Source organism: Streptomyces sp. NPDC037421 (genome assembly GCF_055602105.1).
The window spans coordinates 62,024-84,667 of record NZ_JBVJWV010000021.1 but is presented as its reverse complement, the minus strand read 5'-3'; the positions used below and the strand labels follow the sequence as shown (position 1 = coordinate 84,667).

The window sequence follows — 22,644 nt, the reverse complement described above, 5'->3', positions numbered from 1 at the left end:
ATTCGGGCGACTGGTCGCAGGGCAACGGGCATCGTGCTGGCCGTGTTGTGCGCTGGGGGCTGCGCGGTATCGGCCCAGCCGAAGCTGCCCACGTCGGAGCCGGCCCGCAGTGACCTGATCAAGGCCGCCCAGCAGGAGCTGGTGAACCGCTGCCTGACGGCCCGTGGCGCCGCAGGACCGCCTCCGCGGCAGGATGCGGTGTTCGGGACCGACCCGGCCGAGCTGTCGGTCACGCTCGCCACCGGGTACACGGTCCGTACGCACACCGACGGCTGCCTGGCCCAGGCGCACCGCTTCCTCTACGGAGACCAGGCCCGCTGGTTCCGTGCCGAGGTCACCGTGAACAACCTGCGCTCCGAGGCTCAGGCCCGGCTCGCGGAGGACCCCGGATACCGGGCGGCTCTCGCACGCCGCGCGGCCTGCGCCGATCAGGACGCCCGCTGTATCGGCGCAAGCGGCCTGCAGGAGCTACGCGGCCGGCTGGAGCCCGCCCGGCTCGCCGAGGTCCGCGCCGCACACCGCAGCGACATCGCCACCTACGACCAGTTGCGCGACCGCGCACTGCACCGGGCCGCCCGACTGCTGGCGGCCCACCACACCCCCCACCAGAAAGGCCATGACCCCTCATGAAGAAGAGCAGGCTGTTCACCTCCGCCGCCACGGCGCTCCTCGTCCTCACCGCAGGTCTTGCCGCAGCCGGTTCGGCCGGTGCGGCCGACTGCCCCAGCGGCGAGTTCTGCGCCTGGGAGCACGCCGACTACACGGGACAGCGCGCCAACTGGAGCGGCGACGACAACTGGTGGGAGAGCTATATCGCGGACGAGGACTCCTCCTGGGCCAACCACGGCATCTCCGGGCCGGGCATCAAGGACCACGTGAAGGTCTACTCCGGGTCCGGTCAGGGCGGGCACATGACCATCTGTCTCACCCCCGGCCAGGAGGTCAACTACAACGGCGCCGCCAACGACAACGGCGATTCCCACACCTGGGCCATGAGCTGCTGAGCTGCGACCTGCACACGGCCGTCCGCCCGGGCCGGCGGCCGTGGATCGTCGTCCCCGCAGCGGCGGGATCCATGATCACGGCCGGCTGGTGCCTAAGGGCTGTCCGACGGCTCGCGTGACTGCCGCATGCTCTGGTCGTTCCGGTTGATGCAGGAGCCAGGGGGCAGCCGCTCGGCTGTGGTTCCCGGTGCCGTCCTCGATGGTGCCGCAGTGGTCGGCTATTGCTCGCGGGCGGCTCCGTGGGCTGGTGCGCACCGCAGCATGACCCGGACGAGGCAGCGTCGGCGGGCGGCGTCGGGGGGCCTCGTAGGGCGTGCGGCCGTGCAGGACGCGCCGGTCGTCGATGACGAGGCAGTCGCCCCCCTCCAGCGGGATCGTGACCTTCAGTTCCGGGCGGGCCAGCACTTGGCGCAGGGTTTCGAGGGCCGCGCACTGCTCGGGCGGTATCGGCTCGCCGGTCAGTTCGGCGGCGGTCTCGATGCGTTTGAGATTGCATCGGACCTGGACGCGGCCGCCGGTCTGCTCGAACACCGGCACGCGTACCACCGGACTCTCGCCCTGGGGCGTGACGTGGCGGCGGTCCACGGGGTACGGCGTGCTGAGCGCTTCCAGGAGGCGTAGGGACCATCATCGAGTGGTACGACAACTCATTCGATCAGGGCTACGAACAGGGACTTTCCCTTAGATGAAGCTCCGTAGCCAGCACCGAACCAGCACCGCACAATTTCGTGATGGTGGGACGCGGGCGCCCCGGTACAGGCGCCTGGCCACAGCGTGCCAACGCTGGACGGGCACGGTCACTCACCGTAGCGTCCTCACGTCCGTCACCTCCACGGCTCCCGCAGGTGAAAGCAGTCGCCCGCGCCTGCTACTCCGCGCCGCCTTCGCAGGCACCCGGTGCGGGCTGCCCCGCCACTCGGCGGGGGTGTACCCGACGATCGCCGGATGGCCGCCGGAGCGCCCGGACCTTCAGCCTGGTGGCATGACACATCGCAGGCTCGAAGCAGAACCCGACACGGCCCGTCAGGCCCCGGCCGAAACAGCGGACCGTCGCGACACCGGGCGGCGCAGGAGCGCGTCGCGGGAGTTCCTCGGCATGACGGTGGCGGCGGGCGGCCTCTGCCTGGCGGTGGTCCGCCCCGAGCTCCTCGAAGCAGTGGTGCACACCGTTGCCGCGGCAGGTGCCGGACTGGCGCACTGAGCCCGCCGCCGCGGTGTCAGCGCCGCAGTGTCAGCAGACCGGGCCGGTAGGGCCACAGGCCGTAGTCGCCGTCCACCCTCGGGTCACGTCCCTGGTAGAGGAACTGCAGGTTGCAGGGATCGACGGTGAAGGTCTGGTCGGCGCTGGTGCGGATCAGTTCGCCGTGGCTGATGTCGTTCGTCCAGCCGGCGCCGCTGTTGGCCTTGCCGGCGAAGGGGTTGCTCTCGGTCGCCGCCTGGGGGGTCCAGGAACCGTCCAGGCTGGTGGCCGTGAACGAGCGGAAGTAGCGGCCCTGCGCGCCGATCGCCTCGACGATCATGAGGTACCGGTTCTGGCCCTGGAGCTTGTAGACCTGCGGGGCTTCGAACAGGTTGTTCGTCGTGTCGCTCATCACCACGGTCGAGGTCGTGCCGAAACTGCCCGGGAAGTTCCCGATCGGCATGCCGGCCCGGTAGATCTTGCCGTTGTCGCCGGCGAAGAACAGGTACATGTTCGTCCCGTCACCGATGAGCGTCTGGTCGATGGGTCCCGTTCCCGGCCCGGCGATACCTCCGGAGAAGAGCTCCTGCTCCGCCGACCAGCCGTTCGGGTTGGCCGGGTCGGTCGACGTGCGGTAGGAGAACGCGGTCCTGCCCCACTGGTAGGCGAGAACCCAGATGTTCTTCGGGGCGAAGTAGAAGAGCGTGGGCGCGACCGTGGAGGAGGACATCCCGTTCTGGGCGGCCGAGGCCATCTCCGACCAGTTGGTGAAGGGGCCGAAGTTCATCGAGCCCCAGTTCGTCCCCGTGTCGTGCGTCGTCGCGTAGACGAGCTGCCGGCCGTTGTAGGGGGCGACGGTGAAGTCCTTGAGCGAGGCCCACCCCTGCTTGGGCTGCGCCAGCGGGCCGGTCGATGTCCATCGGTACGCCGACGGGAGGCTGCACGTGCCGGGGGCACCGCCGCCGACCCGGACGAGCTGCCACTGCTGGTTGGTGCCGCCCCAGTCGTCGTACTGGACGACGTTCGCGTTGTCGGCGGTGGATCCGCCCTGCACTTCGAGGGCCTTGCCGCTGTGGCGCGCGATGAGCCGCACGTAGCCGTCGGGGCTGTCGGCGAGCCGCCACTGCTGGTTGGTGCCGCTCACATCGGTCCACTGCACGATCGGGGTGCCGTTCGCGGTGGACCCGTCCCGGACGTCCAGCACCTTGCCGGAGTGACGGGACGTGATGCGGTAGTAGCCGCCGCCGGAGTCGACGAACCGCCACAGCTGCTGGTTCTGGTCGTTCCTGGTCCACTGGGTGATCCGGGCCCCGTCGCCCGTTGCCAGGTTGTAGACGTCCAGGGCCTTGCCACTGTTGCGGTTGACCAGCACGTACGAGGCGCTCGGGTCGACGGCAGGCGCCGCGCCGGCGGGCTGCGCGCCGAGGAACGCGGCCAGGAGCAGCAAGGGCGCCAGCAGGACGAGCAGACGTCGTGTCAGGTGGGCTGGGAACGGATGGCGGAACCGCATCGGAGAGCTCCTTCGTAGGCGGGGGTGAGAGGGGACGAGAAGGTCTGCGGGCCGCCGGGCGCTCCGGCGGACTGGCGATGTTAGCGCTAACAATTTTGCGGTGGCCAGCCCCCCGTCCGTTTCGCTGCGGCTCCTCGGGAGGGGAGGTCGCATGCGCGGCCAGACCTTGGTGGCGCCCGCGGTGAGGCCGCCGGTCAACTGCCGCTCGGCGACGGCGTGGAACGCGAGGGCGCCGGAAGAAGCCGCGCGGAATGATGCTCGCCCGGTTCCGTGGTGGCGATGTTCCACCAGGCGGAGGCCACTGCCGTCGGCCGCCGGCACCGGGCCGGACGAGCCGCCATCGCCGCAGGCGGCGGTGAGCGACGCGGACGGAACGGTAGGCCCGAGAGCGCGAGGAAGCTCCGCCGACTCGGGGGTGTGCTCGCCATAGGACCTCCGGGGTGAGGAGAGCCGGCTCGTCGAGTTCGAAATCTTTCGTAACCTTCTCGAACCACCGCTGCCACAAACTAGAAACGTGGGGCCCTCCGGTCAAGCCTTCTCGCGCAATTGCCTTTAAGGGAAGCCCTCTTACTGCTTGACAATCGGTTCGCGCCGACCGGAAACTCCTCGAAAGTTTGCGATACCTGTCGATAGCGCGAGGCGTCCGCGCGGAGGAGAGAAGTTGAGCGAGCAGCGTCCGACCCTGGCCGTCATCGCCGCCGAGGCCGGGGTCTCCCAGGCGACCGTGTCCAAGGTGCTCAACGGCCGCCCCGATGTGGCGGCTTCGACACGCGAACGGATCGAGGGCCTGCTGCGGTCCCACCACTACCTCCCTCCCGGGCAGCGGCAGGGGAGGGCGCGCAGGTCGGGCCTGGTCGACCTGATCATCGGCGGTCTGGACAGCGCATGGGCTGTGGAGATTCTGCGCGGTGTCGAGGCCGAGTGCGCCCAGCGCAGCGTCGGCACCGTCGTGTCGCTCGTCCCACCGGGCGAGGCGACACCGTCGAGCTGGGCCGCGCTGCCGGTCCTGCACCACAGCGACGGCGTCATCCTCGTCACCGCCTCGGTCACCCGGGCCCAGCGCGCCCAGATCGAACAGGCCGGGGTGGCGCTGGTCGTCATCGACCCGATCGACCTGCCGGGCAACGGCGTGCCGAGCATCGGCGCGACCAACTGGGCGGGCGGCCTCGCGGCCACGGAGCACCTGCTGGAGCTCGGACACCGCCGGATCGCCGCGATCGGCGGCCGCAAGGAGATGCTCTGCAGCCAGGCCCGCATCGACGGGTACCGTGCCGCGCTGGAGCGGGCCGGGATCGAGGTCCGCCGTGACCTGATCCGGTTCGGTGACTTCCAGCACGAGGGCGGGTTCCGGTGCGCCCGGGAGCTGCTCGCGCTTCCCGAGCCGCCGACCGCCATCTTCGCGGGCAGCGACCAGCAGGCGATGGGCGTCTACGAAGCGGCCCGGCAAGGCGGACTGAGCGTCCCGGGAGACCTCAGTGTGGTCGGCTTCGACGACCTGCCGATGTGCGACTGGCTGTCGCCGCCGCTGACGACTGTGCGCCAGCCGCTGGAGGAGATGGGCCGGCTCGCCGCCCGCTCACTGTTCCAGCTGCTGGACGGCCAGCCCCTGGTCAGCCCCCGGATGGAGCTCTCGACCGAGCTCAAGGTCCGCCTCTCCACCGCCCCGCCCCGTCTCTAGGAGAACTCCTTGAACGAGCCCTGGCACGATCCCCTGCTGCCCGTGTCCGTGCGCGTCGCCGATCTGCTGGAACGGATGACACTCGAAGAGAAGGCCGGCCAGCTCACCGCCTTCTGGGCGCGGCCCTCGGATCCGGGGGCACCGGTGGCGCCCGTGGAGAACGAATCCGGCGGGTCCGCCCCCGGGCTCGACCACTTCGCCGCCCACGGACTCGGCCAGCTCACCCGGGTGTTCGGGACCGCTCCGGTCACCGCGAAGGCCGGGATGGAGCGGCTCGCCTCGCTCCAGCAGCAGGTGACCGCATCGAGCCGGTTCGGGATCCCGGCGGTCGTCCACGAGGAGTGCCTGACCGGGTTCATGACGTGGGGGGCGACCGTCTTCCCCGCGCCGCTCGCCTGGGGCGCGTCCTTCGATCCCGGGCTCGTGCGCCGCATGGCCGCCGCGATCGGCGCGGGGATGCGGCGAGCCGGTGTCCACCAAGGCCTGGCTCCGGTCCTCGACGTGGTCCGCGACTACCGGTGGGGCAGGACCGAGGAGTGCATCGGCGAGGACCCCTTTCTCGTCGGAGCGATCGGCACCGCCTACGTGCAGGGCCTGGAAGGCGCTGGCATCGTGGCGACGCTGAAGCACTTCGCCGGGTATTCGGCCTCGCAGGGCGGCCGGAACATGGCCCCTGTCGCGGTGGGGCCGCGCGAGTTCGCAGACGTGCTGGTCGAGCCTTTCGTGCGGGTGCTGCGCGAGGGAGGCGCCCGGTCGGTGATGAACAGCTACACCGACGTGGACGGCGTCCCGGTGGCCGCCGACGAACGGCTGCTGACCGGGCTGCTCAGGGGTGGACTCGGCTTCGCCGGAGTGGTCGTCGCCGACTACTACGCCGTCTCCTTCCTGGAGACCCGGCACGGCATCACCGGTTCACGGGGCGCCGCTGGCGCGCTGGCGCTGACCGCCGGGATCGACGTCGAACTGCCCACGGCCCGCTGCTACGGCGAGCCGCTGACCGAACTCGTGCGGTCGGGAAGCGTACCGGAGGAGCTCGTCGACCGGGCCGCGCGGCGTGTCCTGCTGCAGAAGGCCGAACTCGGCCTGCTCGACCCGGACTGGGAACCCGCCGCGCCCGAGGCGGTCGACCTCGACCCGCCGGAGAACCGGGCCCTGGCCAGGCTCATGGCCGAACGGTCCACCGTGCTGCTCGCCAATGACGGCACCCTGCCGCTGCGGCCCTGCCGGGTCGCGGTGCACGGGCCGTACGCCGACGAGCCCCGGGCCTTCCTCGGCTGCTACGCCCTTCCCAACCACGTCGCGGCTCCCGGCGCTCCCGGGCTGGAGATCCCCACGCTCGGCGAAGCGCTCGGCGCGGCCGGGTTCACGGTCACCTCGGACGACCCGGACGTGAACGTACTGGTGCTCGGGGACCGGGCCGGCCTGTTCGGCCGGGGCACGTCCGGAGAGGGCTGCGACGCCGAGACCCTCGACCTGCCCGGCGACCAGGCCGCCCTGGCCTCCGCCGTCCTGGACTCCGGGGTGCCGACGGTCCTGGTCGTCGTCTCCGGGCGGCCCTACGCGCTGGGCACGGCGGCCGAGCGCGCGTCGGCCGTCATACAGGCCTTCTTTCCCGGGGAGGAGGGGGCGACGGCACTGGCCCGGATCATCAGCGGGGCGGCGGAACCGTCCGGACGGCTGCCCGTCTCCCTCCCCCGCCGGGCCGGCGGCCAGCCCGGCACCTACCTGCACGCCGGGCTCGGCGGGCGCACCGACTGGAGTTCGGTGGACCCGACCCCGCTGTTCCCCTTCGGGCACGGGCTGAGCTGGACCAGGTTCGCCTTCTCGGAGCTCTCAGTGGATCCCGAGGCCCCGACGGACGGGGCCGTCACGGTCTCGGCCACCGTGCGCAACGTCGGCGGGGTGGCCGGGACCGAGGTGGTCCAGCTGTACCTCTCCGACCCCGTGGCGTCCGTCGTCCGGCCGCGGCAGTGGCTCGCCGGATTCGCCCGGGTCGAGCTGCCTCCGGGCGCGGCCGCCAGGGTCGCCTTCTCCGTCCATGCCGACCGGACCTCCTTCACCGGGCTCGACCTGCGCAGGAGGGTGGAGCCCGGGGAGATCGGGGTGGCCGTGGGACGGTCCAGCGGCGACCTGCCGCTCCAGGGCTCCTTCACCCTGCGGGGGCCGGTACGCCATCCGGCCGCCGACCGGGTCCTGTCCGTACCGGCCGAGATCGTCCCGGTTCCATGACCGGGTTCTCCGGGGACCCCTTACTGCCCGGGTTCCGGCCCGATCCGTCCGTCTGCCGGGTGGGAGCGGACTACTACCCGGCGACGTCCAGCTTCGAATGGTTCCCGGCCCCTCCCGTCTTCCACAGCCGTGATCTCGCGAACTGGCGGCGCGTCGGATCCGCGCTCGACCGCGCGTCACAGCCCGGCCTCTCCGGCCGCGCTCCCTCACGGGGCCTGTTCGCACCGACGTTCCGTCACCATGACGGACTCTGGAACGCAAACGACGCCCGGGCCCGTGTGGTGGACGAGGCCGCCGGCCGCACCGAGATCTGGATGCGCGAATACCTTTCCCGCGAACGACGTCTCACGGGGCCCGAGTACGTCCCGCCACCCTCTCCGCCGGCTGGAGCGCCCTGCGCACCCCACCGGCGACGGGCTCCGCCTCCGGCTCCGGCCCGAACGCCTCGGCGCGCGCACCACCCCGTCCCTCCTGGCCCGGCCCCAGGAATGGCCCGACTGCGGCGTCTCCACGGAACTGCGCTTCACTCCCGGCGCTCCGCACGAAGAGGCCGACCTTGCCGTGCTCTTCACCAGCGTCCCGCTCGGCCTCAACGCCACCTCCAACGGCCGCCCCTCCACCAGCCAAGCGCACTTCACGTGGTTCGACATCACGTACCCGAGCCGGCGGGAGCCGCCCGGACACCTGCGTCGGTGACGCCCGCGGCCCGCCCACGGTTCGCCCGCCGGCCCCGTCCCGGGCAGCCCCCACACACAACCGAAAGCGCTTCCCCTTCCCCCCACCGGAGGACCAACCATGCGCAAGTCCGTCCGAGCCGCATCCGCCCTGCTGGCCGGTCTCCTCGCCGGCGGTCTCGCCCTGCTCCACGCGGGCCCCGCGTACGCCGCCGACCCGACCGCGATGACCAGCGGCTTCTACACCGACCCCGACAACTCCGCCCTGCGGTGGACCGCCGCGAACCCCGGCGACGGCCGGGCAGCGGCGATCCGGACGTCCATCGCCAACACCCCGGCGGCCCGCTGGTTCGGCAACTGGAGCGGCGACATCGCCGCGGCCGCCGGCTCCTACGCCGGCCGCGCGGACTCCGCCGACAAGCTGCCGATCCTGGTCGCGTACAACATCCCCGACCGGGACATCTGCGCCGGTCATTCCGGCGGCGGCGCCGGGAGCCGAGCCGCCTACGAGAGCTGGATCGCCGCCTTCGCCACTGGCATCGGCAGCCGTCCGGCCGTCGTCATCCTCGAACCCGACGCGCTCGGTCACGAGAGCTGCATGACGTCCGGCCAGATCGCCGAGCGCAACGCCATGCTCAAGAACGCGATCGCCCAGTTCAACACCAAGGCGCCCAACACCTGGGTCTACCTCGACGCCGGGAACGCCGGCTGGATCGGTGCCCCGGCCATGGCGCAGCAGCTGGCCGCCGCCGGGGTCGGCGGGGCGCACGGCTTCGCGCTGAACGTCTCCAACTACTTCACCACCGACCAGAGCACCTCCTACGGCAACGCCGTCAACTCGGCCCTGCGCTCCTACGGCTACACCAAGCCGTTCGTCGTCGACACCAGCCGCAACGGCAACGGCTCCAACGGCCAGTGGTGCAACCCCGCCGGCCGCCGGACCGGTACCCCCAGCCAGCGCGGGGGCGGTGCCGAGATGCTGCTGTGGATCAAGATCCCCGGGGAGTCCGACGGCAACTGCGGCGTCGGGGCGGGTTCCTCGGCCGGGCAGTTCCTGCCGGAGGCCGCCTACAAGATGATCTACGGCTACTGAGCCCGCCCGCGGGTTCACTCCGCCGCGCTCTCTTCTTCCGTGCTCTTCCTTCCCTGCTCTCTGCCCTGGAGGCTCATTCATGGGATCGAACGCCATTCCCCCACCCCTCGTCCGCCGGATGACGGCGGGTCTGCGCGCGGCCCTTGCCGTCGCCGTCCTCGGTTCGGCCGCCGTGCTGGCGGCTCCGCCGGCCGCACGGGCCGCCGAGGGCACGCTCGGTGCCGCGGCGGCGCAGAGTGGCCGCTACTTCGGCGCCGCCATCGCCTCGGGCCGGCTGGGCGACCCCGCGTACACGACGATCGCGGGCCGCGAGTTCAACTCGGTGACGCCCGAGAACGAGATGAAGATCGACGCCACCGAACCCCAGCAGGGCCGGTTCGACTTCTCCGCCGGTGACCGCGTCCACGACTGGGCGACGCGCAACGGCAAGCAGGTCCGCGGCCACACGCTGGCCTGGCACTCCCAGCAGCCGGGCTGGATGCAGAACCTCGGCGGCGGCGCGCTGCGCCAGGCCATGACGAACCACATCAACGGGGTGATGGCCCACTACAAGGGCAAGATCGTCCAGTGGGACGTCGTGAACGAGGCCTTCGCCGACGGCACCTCCGGAGCCCGGCGCGACTCCAACCTGCAGCGCACCGGCAACGACTGGATCGAGGTCGCCTTCCGCACCGCGCGTGCCGCCGACCCCGGCGCCAAGCTCTGCTACAACGACTACAACATCGAGAACTGGACGTGGGCCAAGACCCAGGCCGTGTACTCCATGGTCCGGGACTTCAAGCAGCGTGGCGTGCCGATCGACTGCGTCGGCTTCCAGTCCCACTTCAACAACGACAGCCCCTACGACAGCAACTTCCGCACCACCCTGCGGAGCTTCGCCGCCCTCGGCGTCGACGTGGCCGTCACCGAACTCGACGTCCAGGGCGCCCCGGCCGCGGCCTACGCCAACGTGACCAACGACTGCCTGGCCGTCCCGCGCTGCCTCGGCATCACCGTCTGGGGGGTGCGCGACACCGACTCGTGGCGAGCGGAGCAGTCGCCGCTGCTGTTCGACGGCAACGGCACCAAGAAGCCGGCCTACGCCGCCGTGCTGGGCGCGCTCAACGCCGCCGGCTCCTCCGCTCCTGCCCCCTCACCCGGTTCCGGGCCGGTCAAGGGCACGGGTTCGGGCCGCTGCCTGGACGTGCCCGGTGCCGTGACCACCGACGGCACCCAGGTCACCCTGTGGGACTGCAACAACGGCACCAACCAGCAGTGGACCCACACCACCGCGGGCGAGCTCAGGGTCTACGGAGACAAGTGCCTTGACGCCGCCGGAACCGCCAACGGGACCAAGGTCCAGATCTACGGCTGCTGGGGTGGCGACAACCAGAAATGGCGCCTGAACCCGGACGGATCCCTCGTCGGAGTCCAGTCCGGGCTCTGCCTGGACGCCGCGGCCGGCGGCACCGTCAACGGCACCCTGATCCAGCTCTACTCGTGTTCGAGCGGCGGCAACCAGCGCTGGACCCGCACCTGAAGCCCGCCACGGCGAGGGTGGCGACACCCTCGCCGTGGCACGGTTCCTTCAGGAGCAGACCGAACCGCCGAGGGTGAAGCGCGCCGGGGGCGCGTTGGTACCCGAGTACGTCGCCTGGAAACCGAGGCTCGCGCTGCCGCCGGGCTCCAGCGTGGCGTTCCATCCGGCGTCCCGGGCGGTGACCGTGCTGCCCGACTGGCTCACCGTGGCGTTCCAGGCATTGCCGATCCGCTGGTCACCCGCGAAGCTCCAGCCGAGGGTCCACCCGGAGACCGCCGAGGTGCCGGTGTTCCGCACGCTCACGGTCGCCGTGAAACCGTTGCCCCAGGCGTTGTCGATCCGGTAGGTCACCGTGCAGGAGGCCGCCGGCGTGTCGTCGTCCGCCTCCGTCGCCGTGAACGTCGCCGACTGCACGCCGGGACCGCCGGCCGTGAACGTCGCGGTGCCCGGCGACGTGTCGGCGTCCTGCGCGGCGGAGACCCGAACCTGCTGCGCCGTCGCCCAGTCGGCCGGAGTGAACACCAGGGTCGCGGCCGCCGACAGGTCCTGGTCGCCGGAGCTGCGGGCCACGGTCACCGTGACGTCGCGGGCGGGCGCCGCCGAGAGCCGTACGCCCAGCTGAGCCGAACCGCCCTCCGGGACCGTCACGGCCGCCGGTACCACCTGGACCGCGGGCGTCGCCGGCGCGCCGCGCCGCTCGGCGGCGAAGGCCGCCAGCCAGGCCAGCGACGCGTTCCAGTTGATCGCCACCTCGTTGGTGGAGTACGAGCCGATGTCGTCCACGTAGCACGTAGCCGGCGCGCAGCCCGCGAGCTTCTCCCTGGCCACCGGGTCCTCCAGCGCCGCGTTCGGCCCGCCCGCGAAGGAGCCGGCGGGCGGGTGGGGCAGCGAGGCGTCGTTCTGGTGGGCCCAGAACCGGTGGTGCTGGTTCTCGGAGTGACGTTCGCCGTAGCCGGTGACGTAGGAGAGGTCGAGGGCGTTGCGGCCGAGCAGGTAGTCCAGGGACTCCAGCGCTCCGGCCCGGTAGCGCTGTTGGCCGGTGAGCTCGTACGCGACGGCCATCACCATGGCGTTGTTGGTGACCGAGCTGTTGGAGCCCCACGCGTACCCGGTGGCCGGGAGCGGCACCGGGTAGCCCTGGCCGGCCATGGTGGAGAGGTGGCCGTCGGCGGCGGAGGTCAGCAGACCGCGCAGCCGGGCGATGTCGTCGGCGGGCAGGCCCCCGCCGGGGACGGTGGCGAGGGTGATGCGGCCGAGGGTGGCCGTGCCGCCCCACCAGAACCCGTCGACGGGCCTGGCGTGGTGCGGGGAGGAGGTGACGGCGTCGCGGTACTGCGGCTCTCCGGTGGTGGTCAGCAGCTCCGCCGCCGCCCAGTAGAACTCGTCGGAGACGTCGGCGTCCTCGTAGGCGCCGCCGCCGGTGTTGTCGCTCGCCGGGGCGAGCACGTCCGGGTTGGCCTTGGCGGCCGTCCAGGCGCGGCGGGCCGCCTCCAGGCAGCGTGCGGCGAACGCGGCGTCGTACGGCGCGTACACCCGTGCGCACTGTGCGGCCGAGGCCGCCAGGTTCAGCGTCGCGGCGGTGGACGGCCTGTGCAGCTCGCGCTGCTCGGCGTCGAGTTCGGGCCGGGTCGGCAGGGCGGTCCACCGGGCGTCGTGCATCTTGTGGAAGGCCATCCCGGCCATCGGCTTCCCGGCCGGGACCTGCATCCGCAGCAGGAACTCCAACTCCCAGCGGGCCTCGTCCAGCACGTCCGGTGTTCCGTTGCCGCGCTCCGGTAGCCGCAGCGTCGCATCGCCGAGCGCCGCGTCGCCTCCCGAACGGCGGGCCCGCTCGAAGGAGTTGACCACCTCCCAGACGGAGATGCCGCCGTTGACGACGTACTTGCCGTGGTCGCCGGCGTCGTACCAGCCGCCGCGCGCGTCCACGCGGTAGTCGCACACCCCCGCCTGGCAGGGGACGTCACTGTCGCCCTTGTTCGGGGCGACACCCAGGTGCCCGGCGGGGCGGGCGTAGGGGCTGCCGCCGGCCAGGGCCGCGTCGATGGCGATGCCGCTGCGCTGCTGGTAGAAGAACGCCATGCTGTCCGCGCGCAGGGAGTCGTACAGCGACGGGGAGATGTCGAACGGGTGGCTGGTGCGGCCGTCGACGCCCAGGGTGTAGCCGGAGCCGGAGCCGGTGTACGCGCCGAAGTCCACCAGGTGCGTGGACTGCCCTGACGCCTGGTCCGCGCCGCGCACGGTGGTGGCGCCCGAGGCGACCACCGCGCCCGCGGCGTCGCGCAGTTGCCAGCCGAGCGGGGCGGTCGCGGCGCTGGCCACGGTGGCCCGCTTGGGGCCGTCGGGCAGGTAGCCGAGCTGGTTGACCCGGACGGGTGTGTCGGCGGCGGCCACGGGGGCGGCGGCCTCTGCCGGAAGGGTCAGGCCGGTCATGGACAGGCCGCCGACGGCGAGCGCCAAGCCGGCGAGTACGGCGGCCGCGCGGCGGGGCACGCCGCGCGCGGGGGTGACAGGAGGCACGGGTGGAGCCTTCCTAGGCGGGGGTGCGGGAGCGCTCCCCATCAGCGTGGGAGCGCTCCCAATCAAGCCAGCAGGCGACGCGGACCGTCAAGTGGGCTTGCGACAAAGGGAGTTGCCTCGGCGCGCACGCGCAGGCGGAAGCCCAGGGCTGCCCCGCTTCGCGCCGGTACGGCCCGGACGTCGGCGGCACGCCGGCGCGGTGGCTCTCCCCGCCCGTCGCGGGGCTGTGCGCGTCTTCAGGGTCCCGGCGCGGGGGCGGGGTTGCCGTAGTAGGCGTCCGGTCCGTGCTTGCGGGTGAAGTGCCGCTCCAGGAGGTGCCTCGGCGGGTCCGAGGCGCCCCCGAGGCGGAACCCCAGCGCAAGGGTGTGCAGCGCCATCTCCGCCACGGCCTCGCAGACGACGGCGTTCTCCAGTGCGGCCTTCGCGGTGGCACCCCAGGTGAAGGGGCCGTGCCGTGAGACGAGCGCTCCGGGGACCTCTTCGGCCCGTCGGGGATCGCCGCCGAGCCGGGCGACGATCACCTGGCCGGTGTTGTACTCGTAGTCCTTGGCGCACTGCGCGGCGGTCAGGTCCTCCGTCACGGGGACGGGCCCGTTGAAGGTGTCGGCGTGGGTGGTGCCGAGCACGGGGATCGGGCGGCGCGCCTGGGCGAAGGCGACGGCGTGCGCCGAGTGCGTGTGGGTGACACCCCCGATGGAGGGGAACGCCCGGTAGAGGCACCGGTGGGTTTCGGCGTCGGTGGAGGGCCTGAGGTGCCCGTCGACGACCCTCCCGTCCGCCAGCGCCACCACCACCAGGTCCTCCTCGGTGAGGTCGGCGTAGGAGACCCCGGACGGCTTGATCACGAACACACCGGCGTCCCGGTCCACTCCGCTGACGTTCCCCCAGGTGAGGGTGGCCAGGCCGGCGTCCGGGATGCGGAGGTTGGCCGCGAGGACCTCGCGGCGGAGCTCCTTGAGATCGGTCTCGCTCACTGCGCTCTCCCCGTCTTTCCGCCAATGGACCGACCGCGGGACGCATCGGCACCACGGCTGCGCTGCGGTTGCTGGCGCTTCAGATTGTGAACGCTAACAAGTGGAAAGCTCAAGGGCTTACTAGGAGATTCCCGTGGAGATTCCCGCTCACACCCCCAGAGAACGCTGCATAATGTGAGCGCCAACATAGATGCCCCGCCGACCGTCCCCCAGCCGGTTCGGTACCTTGAGGGAAGGCCGCTCGATGAGGAAAGGAAGAGAGTTGACCCAGCTCCCGGACGTCTCGCGAGCGCCCACGATGACGGACGTCGCGCGCGTCGCAGGCGTCTCCCACCAGACCGTTTCGCGGGTGCTCAGCGACCACCCGAACGTCAGCGCCAAGACCCGGGCCGCGGTGACACAGGTCATCGAGCAGCTGGGCTACCGGCGGAACTCGGCGGCCCGGGCCCTGGCCACGCGCCGGACCCACACGCTGGGCGTCATCGCGGTGAACACCACCCTGCACGGCCCCGCCAGCACCGTGGCCGGGGTTCAGGAGGCGGCTCGCGACCGCGGCTATCTGACGTCCGCCGTCACGCTCCGGACGGCCACGCAGACGGCCCTCGCCGAAGCCATGCAGCACCTCGCCGGGTGGGGCGTGGAGGGGATCGTCGCCGTCACCCCGCAGCGCGCCGCGGTGCGGGCGCTGGCGGCGTTGGAGGCACCGTGTCCGGTGGTCACCGTGGAAGGCGGCCACACCCTGGCGCTGCCCGGAGTGTCGCTGGACCAGAACCTCGGCGCCCGCATGATCACGGAACACCTCCTCGCCTCGGGCCACACCACCGTGTGGCATGTCGCGGGCCCCTCCGACTGGCTTGAGAGCGAGGCCCGCACCCAGGGATGGGAGGACGCGCTCCGGGACGCCGGAGCCGAGGTGCCGCCCCTGCTGCGCGGCGACTGGAGCCCCCTTTCGGGATACCAGGCCGGCCAGCAGCTCGCGGGGCGGGTCCGGGCGTCACGAGGAGGGGGATCTGGGCTCACGGCGGTGTTCGTCGCCAATGACCAGATGGCCCTCGGCGTCCTGCGGGCCTTGCGGGAAGCCGGACTGCGCACGCCCGAGGACGTGGCGGTCGCCGGCTTCGACGACATCCCCGAGGCCGAGTTCTTCCCGCCTCCGCTCACGACGATCCGCCAGGACTTCGCCTCGCTCGGCCGCGACAGCATCGGACTGCTCCTGGACCATATCGAGGGCCGGGCCGACGAGCCGACCCACCTGGTGGTGGTCCCCGAGCTCATCGTGCGCGCCAGCACGGCCCGCAGGATCGCCCTCCCCGGCGAATGACCCCCGGAACGGCCGGGGCCCGGCCCCTCCTGCGAGGAGCCGGGCATGCCGGGAGGGGAGGTGCAGTGGTCGCGAAACCGTCCGGAGCCCCACGGCCCCGGACTCGGATTCGGTCGCGGCGCCGGCCCCCGGAAGGCGCCGCCCGCGGACCGCCGTCAGCGCGCGGCGGCCCGGCGGCCGCCCACCAGGCGTTGCAGCACGATGAACGCGAGCAGCAGGGCACCGATGACGATCCGGGTCCACCAGGAGCTGAGGGTGCCCTGGAAGTTGACCAGCGTCTGGATCGTGCCGAGGACCAGCACGCCGAGAGCGGTGCCCAGGACGAAGCCGGTTCCTCCGGTCAGCAGCGTGCCGCCGATCACGGCGGCGGCGATCGCGTCGAGTTCCATGCCCATGGCGTGCAGGGCGTAGCCGGAGAGCGTGTAGAAGGTCAGCAGCACACCGCCGAGAGCGGAGCACAGGCCGCTGACGCCGTATACGGCGATCTTCGTGGTGCCCGTCGGCAGACCCATCAGGCGTGCCGAGGACTCGCTGCCTCCCAGTGCGTACACGTTCCGGCCGAAGCGGGTGTGGTGCAGGACGACGAAGGCGGTCACCAGAACGGCCAGCGCGATGAGCACGGGGACCGAGACGAACAGTCCGCCCGGGCCGTAGAGCCTGGTCTGGGCGACTCCCGCGGTGACGGGATCGTTGATCGTGATGGATTCGGTGCTGATCGTGTAGCAGAGCCCCCGGGCGAGGAACATGCCGGCCAGGGTGACGATGAACGGCTGGATCTCGAAGGTGTGGATGATCCAGCCCATGAGCGCCCCGCTCCCGGCGCCGACCAGCAGGACCAGGGGAATCACGATGGCCAGGGGCCAGCCGTGCGACTCGACCAGCCAGGCCGTGATCATGGTCGAGAGGGCAACCATGGAGCCGATGGACAGATCGATGCCCCCGGTGAGGATGACGAAGGTCGCGCCGACCGCGACGACCAGCAGGAATCCGTTGTCGATCAGCAGGTTCAGCACGACCTGCGCGGAGAGGAAGCCCTCGTAGCGCACGGATCCGACGCCGAACATGACGACCAGCAGGACCGCGGTGACGACCAGGGGGATACGGGTCCGGGCGCGCGGGGAAACGGCCGCGAAGGGGCGGGCCGTTCGCGCGGCGGCGTTCACGGTGCCGGTACTCATGCCCGTACCTCCTGCTCCTGCGGGGTGGTGCCCGCCGCAGCGTGGGATCGAGGGGCGGTAGCCCGGCGACGCATGACCCTCGCCCGGAAGACAGGGGACTGCACGAGGCAGACGATGACGACGACGAACGCCTTGAAGACGAGGGTGGTCTCGGGCGGGACGCCGAGGGTGTAGACGGTGGTCGACAACGTCTGGATGATCAGGGCGCCCAGGACCGTCCCTCCGAGGGAGAAGCGCCCTCCGGTCAGGGCGGTCCCGCCGATCACGACGGCGAGGATCGCGTCGAGCTCGATCCACAGGCCGGCGTTGTTGCCGTCGGCGCTGGAGACGTTCGAGCTGATCATCAGCCCTGCGACGGCGGCGCACAGGGCACTGAAGACGTAGACCAGGGCGAGCAGGCCGCCGGCCCGGATGCCCACCAGGCGGCTGGCGGCGGGATTGCCGCCGACGGACTCGATCAGCATGCCGAGGGCGCTGCGACGTGCGACGAAGGCGGTGAGCGCGACGAGGACGGCGGCCAGCAGGACGGCGAACGGGAGGAGCAGCCAGTAGCCGCCGCCGATCATCTTGTAGGGGGCGCTGGCCACCGTGATGATCTGACCGTCGGTGATCAGCTGGGCGACGCCGCGGCCCGCGACCATGAGGATCAGGGTGGCCACTATGGGCTGGACCCGCAGACCGGACACCAGCAGTCCGTTGGCCAGGCCCAGCACCAAGGCGACCCCGAGCGCGAGGGCGACGGCGGTGAGCGTGGTGGCGACGCTGCCGGGACGCGCCGCGGTGGAGATGTGTCCGCAGGCGAGCGCGCCGGCGATGGCGACGGTGGAACCCACCGAGAGGTCTATGCCCCGGGTGGCGATGACGAGGGTCATACCGAGCGCCACGAGGACGAGGGGCGCGCCGAAGCGCAGGATGTCGACGGGGCTGCCGTAGAGGTGGCCGTCACGTACCCGGACCGAGAGGAAGTCGTGGTGGAACGCGAGGTTGCCGAGGAGCAGGGCAAGCAGCACGAGTGCGGGCCACAGCAGGCGGTGGCGGGCCGTTCGCCGTCCGGGGCCGCCGGCGGCCCCGGATGTGGTTGGCTGGGAGGTCATGAGTCCGTTCCGGTGGCGATGGTCGTCAGGAGGCGATCGGGCGTGACGGAGTCGTCGTTGTCCAGGGTGGCCACCATGCGGTGGTCGCGGAGCACGGCGATGCGGTGACTCAGCCGGAGGACCTCTTCGAGCTCCGCCGAGACGAACAGCACCGCGGTGCCTTCGCCCGCCAGGCGGGCCACGAGCTTCTGGATCTCGGCCTTGGCCCCGATGTCGATGCCCCGGGTGGGTTCGTCGAGGATCAGGAGGCGGGGCTCGGTGAGCAGCCAGCGCGCGAGGAGGACCTTCTGCTGGTTGCCTCCGCTGAGGTGGCGTACCTGGGCTTCGGGGTCGGCGGGACGGATGTCCAGGGCCTTGATCCAGTGGCGCGCCAGTTCGTCCTGCTTCGCACGGATGAGGGGCCTGGTCCAGCCGCGGGCGGCCTGCAGGGCGAGGATGATGTTCTCGCGGACCGTGAGCTCGCCCACCAGGCCCTCGGACTTGCGGTTCTCGGAGCAGAAGGCGACGCGCCGGGCGATGGCGTGGCGGGGGCTGCGCAGGACCACCTTCCTACCCTCGATGCCCACCTCTCCGGCGTCCGCGCTGTCCGCGCCGAACAGCAGGCGCGCCGCCTCGGTGCGGCCGGAGCCGAGCAGGCCGGCCAGTCCTACGACCTCGCCGGCGTGGATGTCGAGGTCGTAGGGTTCGATCGACCCCGTACGGGTCAGCCCTCGGGCCCGGAGGAACGGCTCGCCGGCCGCCTGCCCAGCCCCCCGTCCGGGCGTACGGCCCGACAACTGGTCGAGGGCGGCCAGTTCTCCCCCGATCATCCGCTGGACGAGCGTCACGGGGGTGAGCTCGGCGATGGGGTACTCGCCTTCCAGGCGGCCGCCCCGCAGGACGGTGACACGGTCACAGAGGTCGAACACCTGGTCCAGGAAGTGCGTGACGAACAGGATGGCCACACCGCGGTCCCTCAGCCGCCGCACCAGCCTGAAGAGCTGGGCCACCTCCTCGCGGTCCAGGCTGGAGGTGGGTTCGTCCAGCACGAGCACCTTCGCCGAGACGTCCACCGCCCGGACGATGGCGACGAGTTGCTGAACCGCCAGGGAATGCGCGTGGAGCGGGCCGGCGACATCCAGGTCGAGCTCCAGCTCGATCAGCAGCTCGGCCGCCCGCCGCCGCATCTCGGACCAGCGGACGAGACCGAACCGGCGTGGTTCGCGCCCAATGAGGATGTTCTCGGCGACCGAGAGGTTGGGGCAGAGGTTGACCTCCTGGTAGACGGTGCTGATTCCGGCCCGCTGCGCCTGGAGGGGGTCCGTGAACGCGTGGGGGCTGCCATCCACGAGGACGGTGCCGCCGTCGGCGCGGTGGACACCGGTGAGCACTTTGATCAAGGTGGACTTCCCGGCGCCGTTTTCGCCCATCAGGGCGTGCACCTCGCCGGGGAAGAGCCGGAGAGCGACTCCGTCGAGGGCGAGTACGCCCGGGAAACGCTTGCGGACGCCGTGGGCTTCCAGGACCGGCCGCGGGCCGCCGGTGCCCGTGGGCGGCTGCGTGGACGGATGTGTCATCCGCCCTCCTCTCGTGGGGGGGGGTGGTGCGGGCTGGGTCGCCGGGCCTCGCGGGCCGGCGGGATCGGCAGGGGCGGCCGGGTGCGCCGGACTGCGGCGGCGGCTGGGCAGCCGCCCGTCAGTACTTCCGGGACGGCAGCGCGGCCGCGGCCTTGTCCTGCGGGAACACGCCCTCCTCGGTTTCGACCCGGGCGGGCACGCTCTCGCCCGCGACGACCTTCTTGGCCAGCTCCATCAGCTGGTCGCCGAGGAGCGGGTTGCACTCCACCACGACGTTGATCTTGCCCTCGGTCATCGCGACGAAGGCGTCCTTGATCCCGTCCACCGAGATCACCTTGATGTCGGTCCCGGGCTTCTTGCCGGACTCCTCGATGGCCTGGATGGCGCCGAGGGCCATGTCGTCGTTGTGGGCGTAGAGGACGTCGATGTGCTTCTGGGACTTCAGGAACGCCTGCATGACCTCCTTGCCCTTGGCGCGCGTGAACTCACCCGACTGCGAGGCGACGATCCTGAACCTGCCGTCACCCCGGATGGCCTCGCCGAACCCGGCCTTGCGGTCGTTGGCGGGTGCGGAGCCCGTGGTGCCCTGGAGCTCGACGATGTCGACGGGACCCTGCCGGCCGGCGTACGCACCGGTCAGCCACTCCCCTGCGGCCTTGCCCTCCTTGACGAAGTCCGAGCCCAGGAAGGTCTTGTAGAGGGATGTGTCCTTGGTGTCCACGGCCCGGTCGGTCAGGATGACCGGGATGCCCGCGTCCTTGGCCTCCTTCAGCACCGTGTCCCAGCCGGACTCCACGACCGGGGAGAAGGCGATCACGTCGACCTTCTGCTGGATGAAGGTGCGGATGGCCTTGATCTGGTTCTCCTGCTTCTGCTGCGCGTCGGAGAACTTGAGTTCGATGCCCGCCTTCTTGGCCGCATCCTGGACGGACTTGGTGTTGGCGGTACGCCACCCGCTCTCGGCGCCGACCTGGGCGAAGCCCATGGTGATCTTGCCGCCGGAGCCCGCCTTGGCCCCGGAGGCCGGGGCGGGACCGGTGGCGGGGCCCTGGGTCGAGCAGGCACTCAGCGCCGAAGAGGCGAGGAGTGCGGCGGTGAGGACGAGGACTGCTCTGCGAGCCATGGCGGGTGTCCTTTCGGGGTGTGCGGAAGGGGCTCCGCACGGCCGTGGGTGCGGCGGGGCCGAGTGCGGCGGCAAGGGGCCGCCGTCGAGAAAGGGAGCCGTCGCATTGTGAGCGCTAACAAGCACGGTTCTCAACCCTCTTGCTCGCGTTACCTGTCTGTTATCGCGACAGAACAGACTCTCAGGTAACTCGTCGGGCGATCTGAGCACACCCTCTTGCCCTCGACATTGTTAGCGCTCACACTGCATGGCGTCCGACACCCACACTCCTTCGGAAGGCACTCAGTTGACGTCACCCCACCCCCTCACGCCCACCGCCCGTTCCGGAGATCCGGAGCAGTACACGGTCGGTGTCGACTTCGGCACCCTGTCGGGCCGCGCCGTGGTGGTGAGGATTCGCGACGGACAGGAGCTGGCAGCGGCGGTCCACACCTACCGGCACGCCGTCATGGACCGGCACCTGCCCCACGGCGGTGCGCAACTGCCTCCGGACTGGGCCCTGCAACACCCCGAGGACTGGCGGGACGTACTGCGCCGCGCCGTCCCGGAGGCCGTGGCAGCAGCGGGAATCGATCCCGCGGCGGTGATCGGCATCGCCACCGACTTCACCGCCTGCACCGTCCTGCCCACCCTGGCCGACGGGACCCCCCTCGCCGAAACCGAGCTCGCCGGACGGCCGCACGCTTGGCCCAAGCTGTGGAAACACCACTCGGCCCAGCCGTACGCCGATCGCATCAACGAACTCGCCCACGCCTGCGGGGAGAAGTGGATCGCCCGCTACGGCGGCCGGATCTCCGCGGAATGGCAGTTCGCGAAGGCCCTCCAGGTCCTGGAGGAGGATCCGCTCGTGTACGACACCTGCGCGCGGTGGATCGAGGCCGCCGACTGGATCGTGTGGCAGCTCACCGGAACCGAGTCCCGCAACGCCTGCACCGCCGGCTACAAGGGCATCCACCAGGACGGCGCCTACCCGAGCGAGGAGTTCCTGGCCGGCCTGAACCCCCGGTTCGCCGACTTCGCCCGCACCCGCCTCGCGTTCCCGCTCTCCGCGCTGGGCTCACGCGTGGGCCCGCTCGGCACCGAGGCGGCGGCCTGGACCGGGCTGCGCCCCGGGATCGCCGTGGCCGCGGGCAACGTCGACGCCCATGTCACCGCTGCCGCGGCCCAGGCCGTGGAGGACGGTCAGCTGCTCGCCATCATGGGCACCTCCACCTGCCACGTCGTGAACGCCTCCGTCCTCGCGGACGTCCCCGGCATCTGCGGTGTAGTGAGCGGCGGCATCGTCGAGGGAGCCTACGGCTACGAGGCCGGGCAGAGCGCGGTCGGCGACGTCTTCGCCTGGGTACTGGACCAGGGCGTCCCACCGGACTACCTCGCCGAAGCGGCCGAGCGCGACGAGGACCTGCACACCCTGCTGACCCGGAAGGCCGCCGGCCGGCCGGTCGGGGGCCACGGACTGGTCGCCCTCGACTGGCTGGGCGGAAACCGGTCGGTCCTCGTCGACCACCACCTCTCGGGAGTCATCGTGGGTCTGACCCTCGCGACCCGCCCCGAGGACGTCTACCGCGCGCTGCTCGAAGCCACCGCGTTCGGCACCCGCGTCATCGTGGAGGCCCTGGAGGCGGGCGGCGTACCGGTGCGCGAGTTCATCGTCGCGGGCGGACTGGCCAGGAACGAACTGCTGATGCAGATCTACTCCGACGTGCTGCGCCGCCCCGTCTCCCTCGCCGCGTCGGACCAGGCCCCCGCCCTCGGGTCGGCCATCCACGCCGCCGTGGCCGCCGGCGCGTACACCGACGTACGGACGGCCTGCGCCTCCATGGGCCGCCGGCGTCCGGCCGTCTACACGCCCGACGCCTCCCGGGCCGATGCCTACGACGCCCTCTACGCCGAATACCGGCTCCTGCACGACCGCTTCGGCACAGACGGCCAGTTGCACCGCCTGAGGCGCATCCGCGACACGACCCGTACGGCGAACTGATCCGCGCCGCCGT

At 71.6% G+C, this 22,644-nt stretch carries 18 protein-coding genes and 2 pseudogenes; 12 read left to right on the top strand and 8 right to left on the bottom strand.

Annotated features, from left to right (window positions below; genetic code table 11):
* The first annotated feature begins 42 nt into the window (after positions 1-42).
* Both ACZ7IF_RS26335 and ACZ7IF_RS26330 read left to right on the top strand, forming a co-directional pair.
* Positions 43-630: a hypothetical protein gene (locus ACZ7IF_RS26335; RefSeq protein ID WP_470975886.1), complete on the top strand. Its 588-nt coding sequence runs from the start codon at positions 43-45 to the stop codon at positions 628-630.
* Positions 627-1,004 (top strand): peptidase inhibitor family I36 protein, encoded by a 378-nt coding sequence (locus ACZ7IF_RS26330; protein WP_470975883.1) that lies wholly within the window; start codon positions 627-629, stop codon positions 1,002-1,004. Before ACZ7IF_RS26335 ends, ACZ7IF_RS26330 begins: the two co-directional genes overlap by 4 nt.
* A 75-nt stretch (positions 1,005-1,079) precedes the next feature.
* Here the strand turns inward: ACZ7IF_RS26330 and ACZ7IF_RS26325 are convergent, their stop codons facing one another.
* Positions 1,080-1,589: a TauD/TfdA family dioxygenase gene (locus ACZ7IF_RS26325; protein WP_470975880.1), complete on the bottom strand. Its 510-nt coding sequence runs from the start codon at positions 1,587-1,589 to the stop codon at positions 1,080-1,082.
* 397 nt (positions 1,590-1,986) lie between these two features.
* Here ACZ7IF_RS26325 and ACZ7IF_RS26320 point away from each other — a divergent pair, with 397 nt between their 5' ends.
* Complete coding sequence (locus tag ACZ7IF_RS26320; protein ID WP_470975878.1) at positions 1,987-2,205, top strand: hypothetical protein; 219 nt, start codon at positions 1,987-1,989, stop codon at positions 2,203-2,205.
* A gap of 16 nt (positions 2,206-2,221) precedes the next feature.
* On the opposite strand, the gene ACZ7IF_RS26315 is transcribed toward ACZ7IF_RS26320, so the two are convergent.
* Positions 2,222-3,694 carry a non-reducing end alpha-L-arabinofuranosidase family hydrolase gene (locus ACZ7IF_RS26315; RefSeq protein ID WP_470975875.1) on the bottom strand — a complete coding sequence of 491 codons (1,473 nt, stop codon included), beginning with the start codon at positions 3,692-3,694 and terminating at the stop codon, positions 2,222-2,224.
* Between the two features lie 661 nt (positions 3,695-4,355).
* Between ACZ7IF_RS26315 and ACZ7IF_RS26310 the strand changes: the two genes are divergently transcribed.
* The 7 genes and pseudogenes from ACZ7IF_RS26310 to ACZ7IF_RS26280 all read left to right on the top strand — a co-directional run bounded on the left by ACZ7IF_RS26310 (position 4,356) and on the right by ACZ7IF_RS26280 (position 10,887).
* A complete protein-coding gene (locus tag ACZ7IF_RS26310) occupies positions 4,356-5,372 on the top strand; it encodes a LacI family DNA-binding transcriptional regulator (protein ID WP_470975872.1) in 1,017 nt (338 codons plus the stop codon).
* Positions 5,373-5,381: 9 nt separating this feature from the next.
* A complete protein-coding gene (locus ACZ7IF_RS26305; RefSeq protein WP_470975870.1) occupies positions 5,382-7,601 on the top strand; it encodes a glycoside hydrolase family 3 N-terminal domain-containing protein in 2,220 nt (739 codons plus the stop codon).
* A pseudogene (locus ACZ7IF_RS26300) lies at positions 7,598-7,795 on the top strand (family 43 glycosylhydrolase); the annotation flags it as partial. The gene ACZ7IF_RS26305 and the pseudogene ACZ7IF_RS26300, both read left to right, overlap by 4 nt.
* Before the next feature lie 46 nt (positions 7,796-7,841).
* Positions 7,842-8,108: pseudogene (locus ACZ7IF_RS26295) on the top strand (glycoside hydrolase family 43 protein); the annotation flags it as partial.
* 54 nt (positions 8,109-8,162) lie between these two features.
* Positions 8,163-8,297 carry a hypothetical protein gene (locus ACZ7IF_RS26290; RefSeq protein WP_470975976.1) on the top strand — a complete coding sequence of 45 codons (135 nt, stop codon included), beginning with the start codon at positions 8,163-8,165 and terminating at the stop codon, positions 8,295-8,297.
* A gap of 99 nt (positions 8,298-8,396) precedes the next feature.
* A complete protein-coding gene (locus tag ACZ7IF_RS26285) occupies positions 8,397-9,368 on the top strand; it encodes a glycoside hydrolase family 6 protein (RefSeq protein ID WP_470975867.1) in 972 nt (323 codons plus the stop codon).
* 79 nt (positions 9,369-9,447) lie between these two features.
* Positions 9,448-10,887: an endo-1,4-beta-xylanase gene (locus ACZ7IF_RS26280; RefSeq protein ID WP_470975864.1), complete on the top strand. Its 1,440-nt coding sequence runs from the start codon at positions 9,448-9,450 to the stop codon at positions 10,885-10,887.
* A gap of 48 nt (positions 10,888-10,935) precedes the next feature.
* Here ACZ7IF_RS26280 and ACZ7IF_RS26275 read toward each other — a convergent pair whose 3' ends face one another.
* Positions 10,936-13,404 (bottom strand): glycoside hydrolase family 9 protein, encoded by a 2,469-nt coding sequence (locus ACZ7IF_RS26275; RefSeq protein ID WP_470975861.1) that lies wholly within the window; start codon positions 13,402-13,404, stop codon positions 10,936-10,938.
* A gap of 236 nt (positions 13,405-13,640) precedes the next feature.
* Complete coding sequence (gene araD, locus ACZ7IF_RS26270) at positions 13,641-14,378, bottom strand: L-ribulose-5-phosphate 4-epimerase AraD (protein WP_470975858.1); 738 nt, start codon at positions 14,376-14,378, stop codon at positions 13,641-13,643.
* A 244-nt stretch (positions 14,379-14,622) separates the two neighbouring features.
* Here araD and ACZ7IF_RS26265 point away from each other — a divergent pair, with 244 nt between their 5' ends.
* Positions 14,623-15,699: a LacI family DNA-binding transcriptional regulator gene (locus ACZ7IF_RS26265; protein ID WP_470975855.1), complete on the top strand. Its 1,077-nt coding sequence runs from the start codon at positions 14,623-14,625 to the stop codon at positions 15,697-15,699.
* 155 nt (positions 15,700-15,854) lie between these two features.
* Here the strand turns inward: ACZ7IF_RS26265 and yjfF are convergent, their stop codons facing one another.
* The 4 genes from yjfF to ACZ7IF_RS26245 form a co-directional block, all read right to left on the bottom strand.
* Positions 15,855-16,877 carry a galactofuranose ABC transporter, permease protein YjfF gene (gene yjfF, locus ACZ7IF_RS26260; RefSeq protein ID WP_470975852.1) on the bottom strand — a complete coding sequence of 341 codons (1,023 nt, stop codon included), beginning with the start codon at positions 16,875-16,877 and terminating at the stop codon, positions 15,855-15,857.
* Positions 16,874-17,971, bottom strand: a complete 1,098-nt coding sequence (locus ACZ7IF_RS26255) for an ABC transporter permease (protein ID WP_470975849.1) — start codon at positions 17,969-17,971, stop codon at positions 16,874-16,876. The genes yjfF and ACZ7IF_RS26255 overlap by 4 nt, the downstream gene beginning before the upstream one ends.
* A complete protein-coding gene (locus ACZ7IF_RS26250) occupies positions 17,968-19,527 on the bottom strand; it encodes a sugar ABC transporter ATP-binding protein (protein WP_470975846.1) in 1,560 nt (519 codons plus the stop codon). The genes ACZ7IF_RS26255 and ACZ7IF_RS26250 overlap by 4 nt, the downstream gene beginning before the upstream one ends.
* Positions 19,528-19,645: 118 nt before the next feature.
* Entirely contained in the window at positions 19,646-20,650 is a 1,005-nt protein-coding gene (locus ACZ7IF_RS26245; protein ID WP_470975843.1) for an ABC transporter substrate-binding protein, read from the bottom strand.
* 286 nt (positions 20,651-20,936) lie between these two features.
* Between ACZ7IF_RS26245 and araB the strand changes: the two genes are divergently transcribed.
* On the top strand, positions 20,937-22,631 hold the full coding sequence (araB, locus tag ACZ7IF_RS26240; RefSeq protein ID WP_470975840.1) for a ribulokinase: 1,695 nt from the start codon (positions 20,937-20,939) through the stop codon (positions 22,629-22,631).
* The last annotated feature ends 13 nt before the right edge of the window (positions 22,632-22,644 follow it).

Excerpts from the sequence above, each read along its gene's own strand:
- ACZ7IF_RS26330 (WP_470975883.1), top strand. The coding sequence starts at position 627 with ATGAAGAAGAGCAGGCTGTTCACCTCCGCCGCCACGGCGCTCCTCGTC.
- ACZ7IF_RS26320 (WP_470975878.1), top strand. The coding sequence starts at position 1,987 with ATGACACATCGCAGGCTCGAAGCAGAACCCGACACGGCCCGTCAGGCC.
- ACZ7IF_RS26315 (WP_470975875.1), bottom strand. The coding sequence starts at position 3,694 with ATGCGGTTCCGCCATCCGTTCCCAGCCCACCTGACACGACGTCTGCTC.
- ACZ7IF_RS26285 (WP_470975867.1), top strand. The coding sequence starts at position 8,397 with ATGCGCAAGTCCGTCCGAGCCGCATCCGCCCTGCTGGCCGGTCTCCTC.
- ACZ7IF_RS26280 (WP_470975864.1), top strand. The coding sequence starts at position 9,448 with ATGGGATCGAACGCCATTCCCCCACCCCTCGTCCGCCGGATGACGGCG.
- ACZ7IF_RS26265 (WP_470975855.1), top strand. The coding sequence starts at position 14,623 with ATGAGGAAAGGAAGAGAGTTGACCCAGCTCCCGGACGTCTCGCGAGCG.
- yjfF (WP_470975852.1), bottom strand. The coding sequence starts at position 16,877 with ATGAGTACCGGCACCGTGAACGCCGCCGCGCGAACGGCCCGCCCCTTC.
- ACZ7IF_RS26255 (WP_470975849.1), bottom strand. The coding sequence starts at position 17,971 with ATGACCTCCCAGCCAACCACATCCGGGGCCGCCGGCGGCCCCGGACGG.
- ACZ7IF_RS26250 (WP_470975846.1), bottom strand. The coding sequence starts at position 19,527 with ATGACACATCCGTCCACGCAGCCGCCCACGGGCACCGGCGGCCCGCGG.
- ACZ7IF_RS26245 (WP_470975843.1), bottom strand. The coding sequence starts at position 20,650 with ATGGCTCGCAGAGCAGTCCTCGTCCTCACCGCCGCACTCCTCGCCTCT.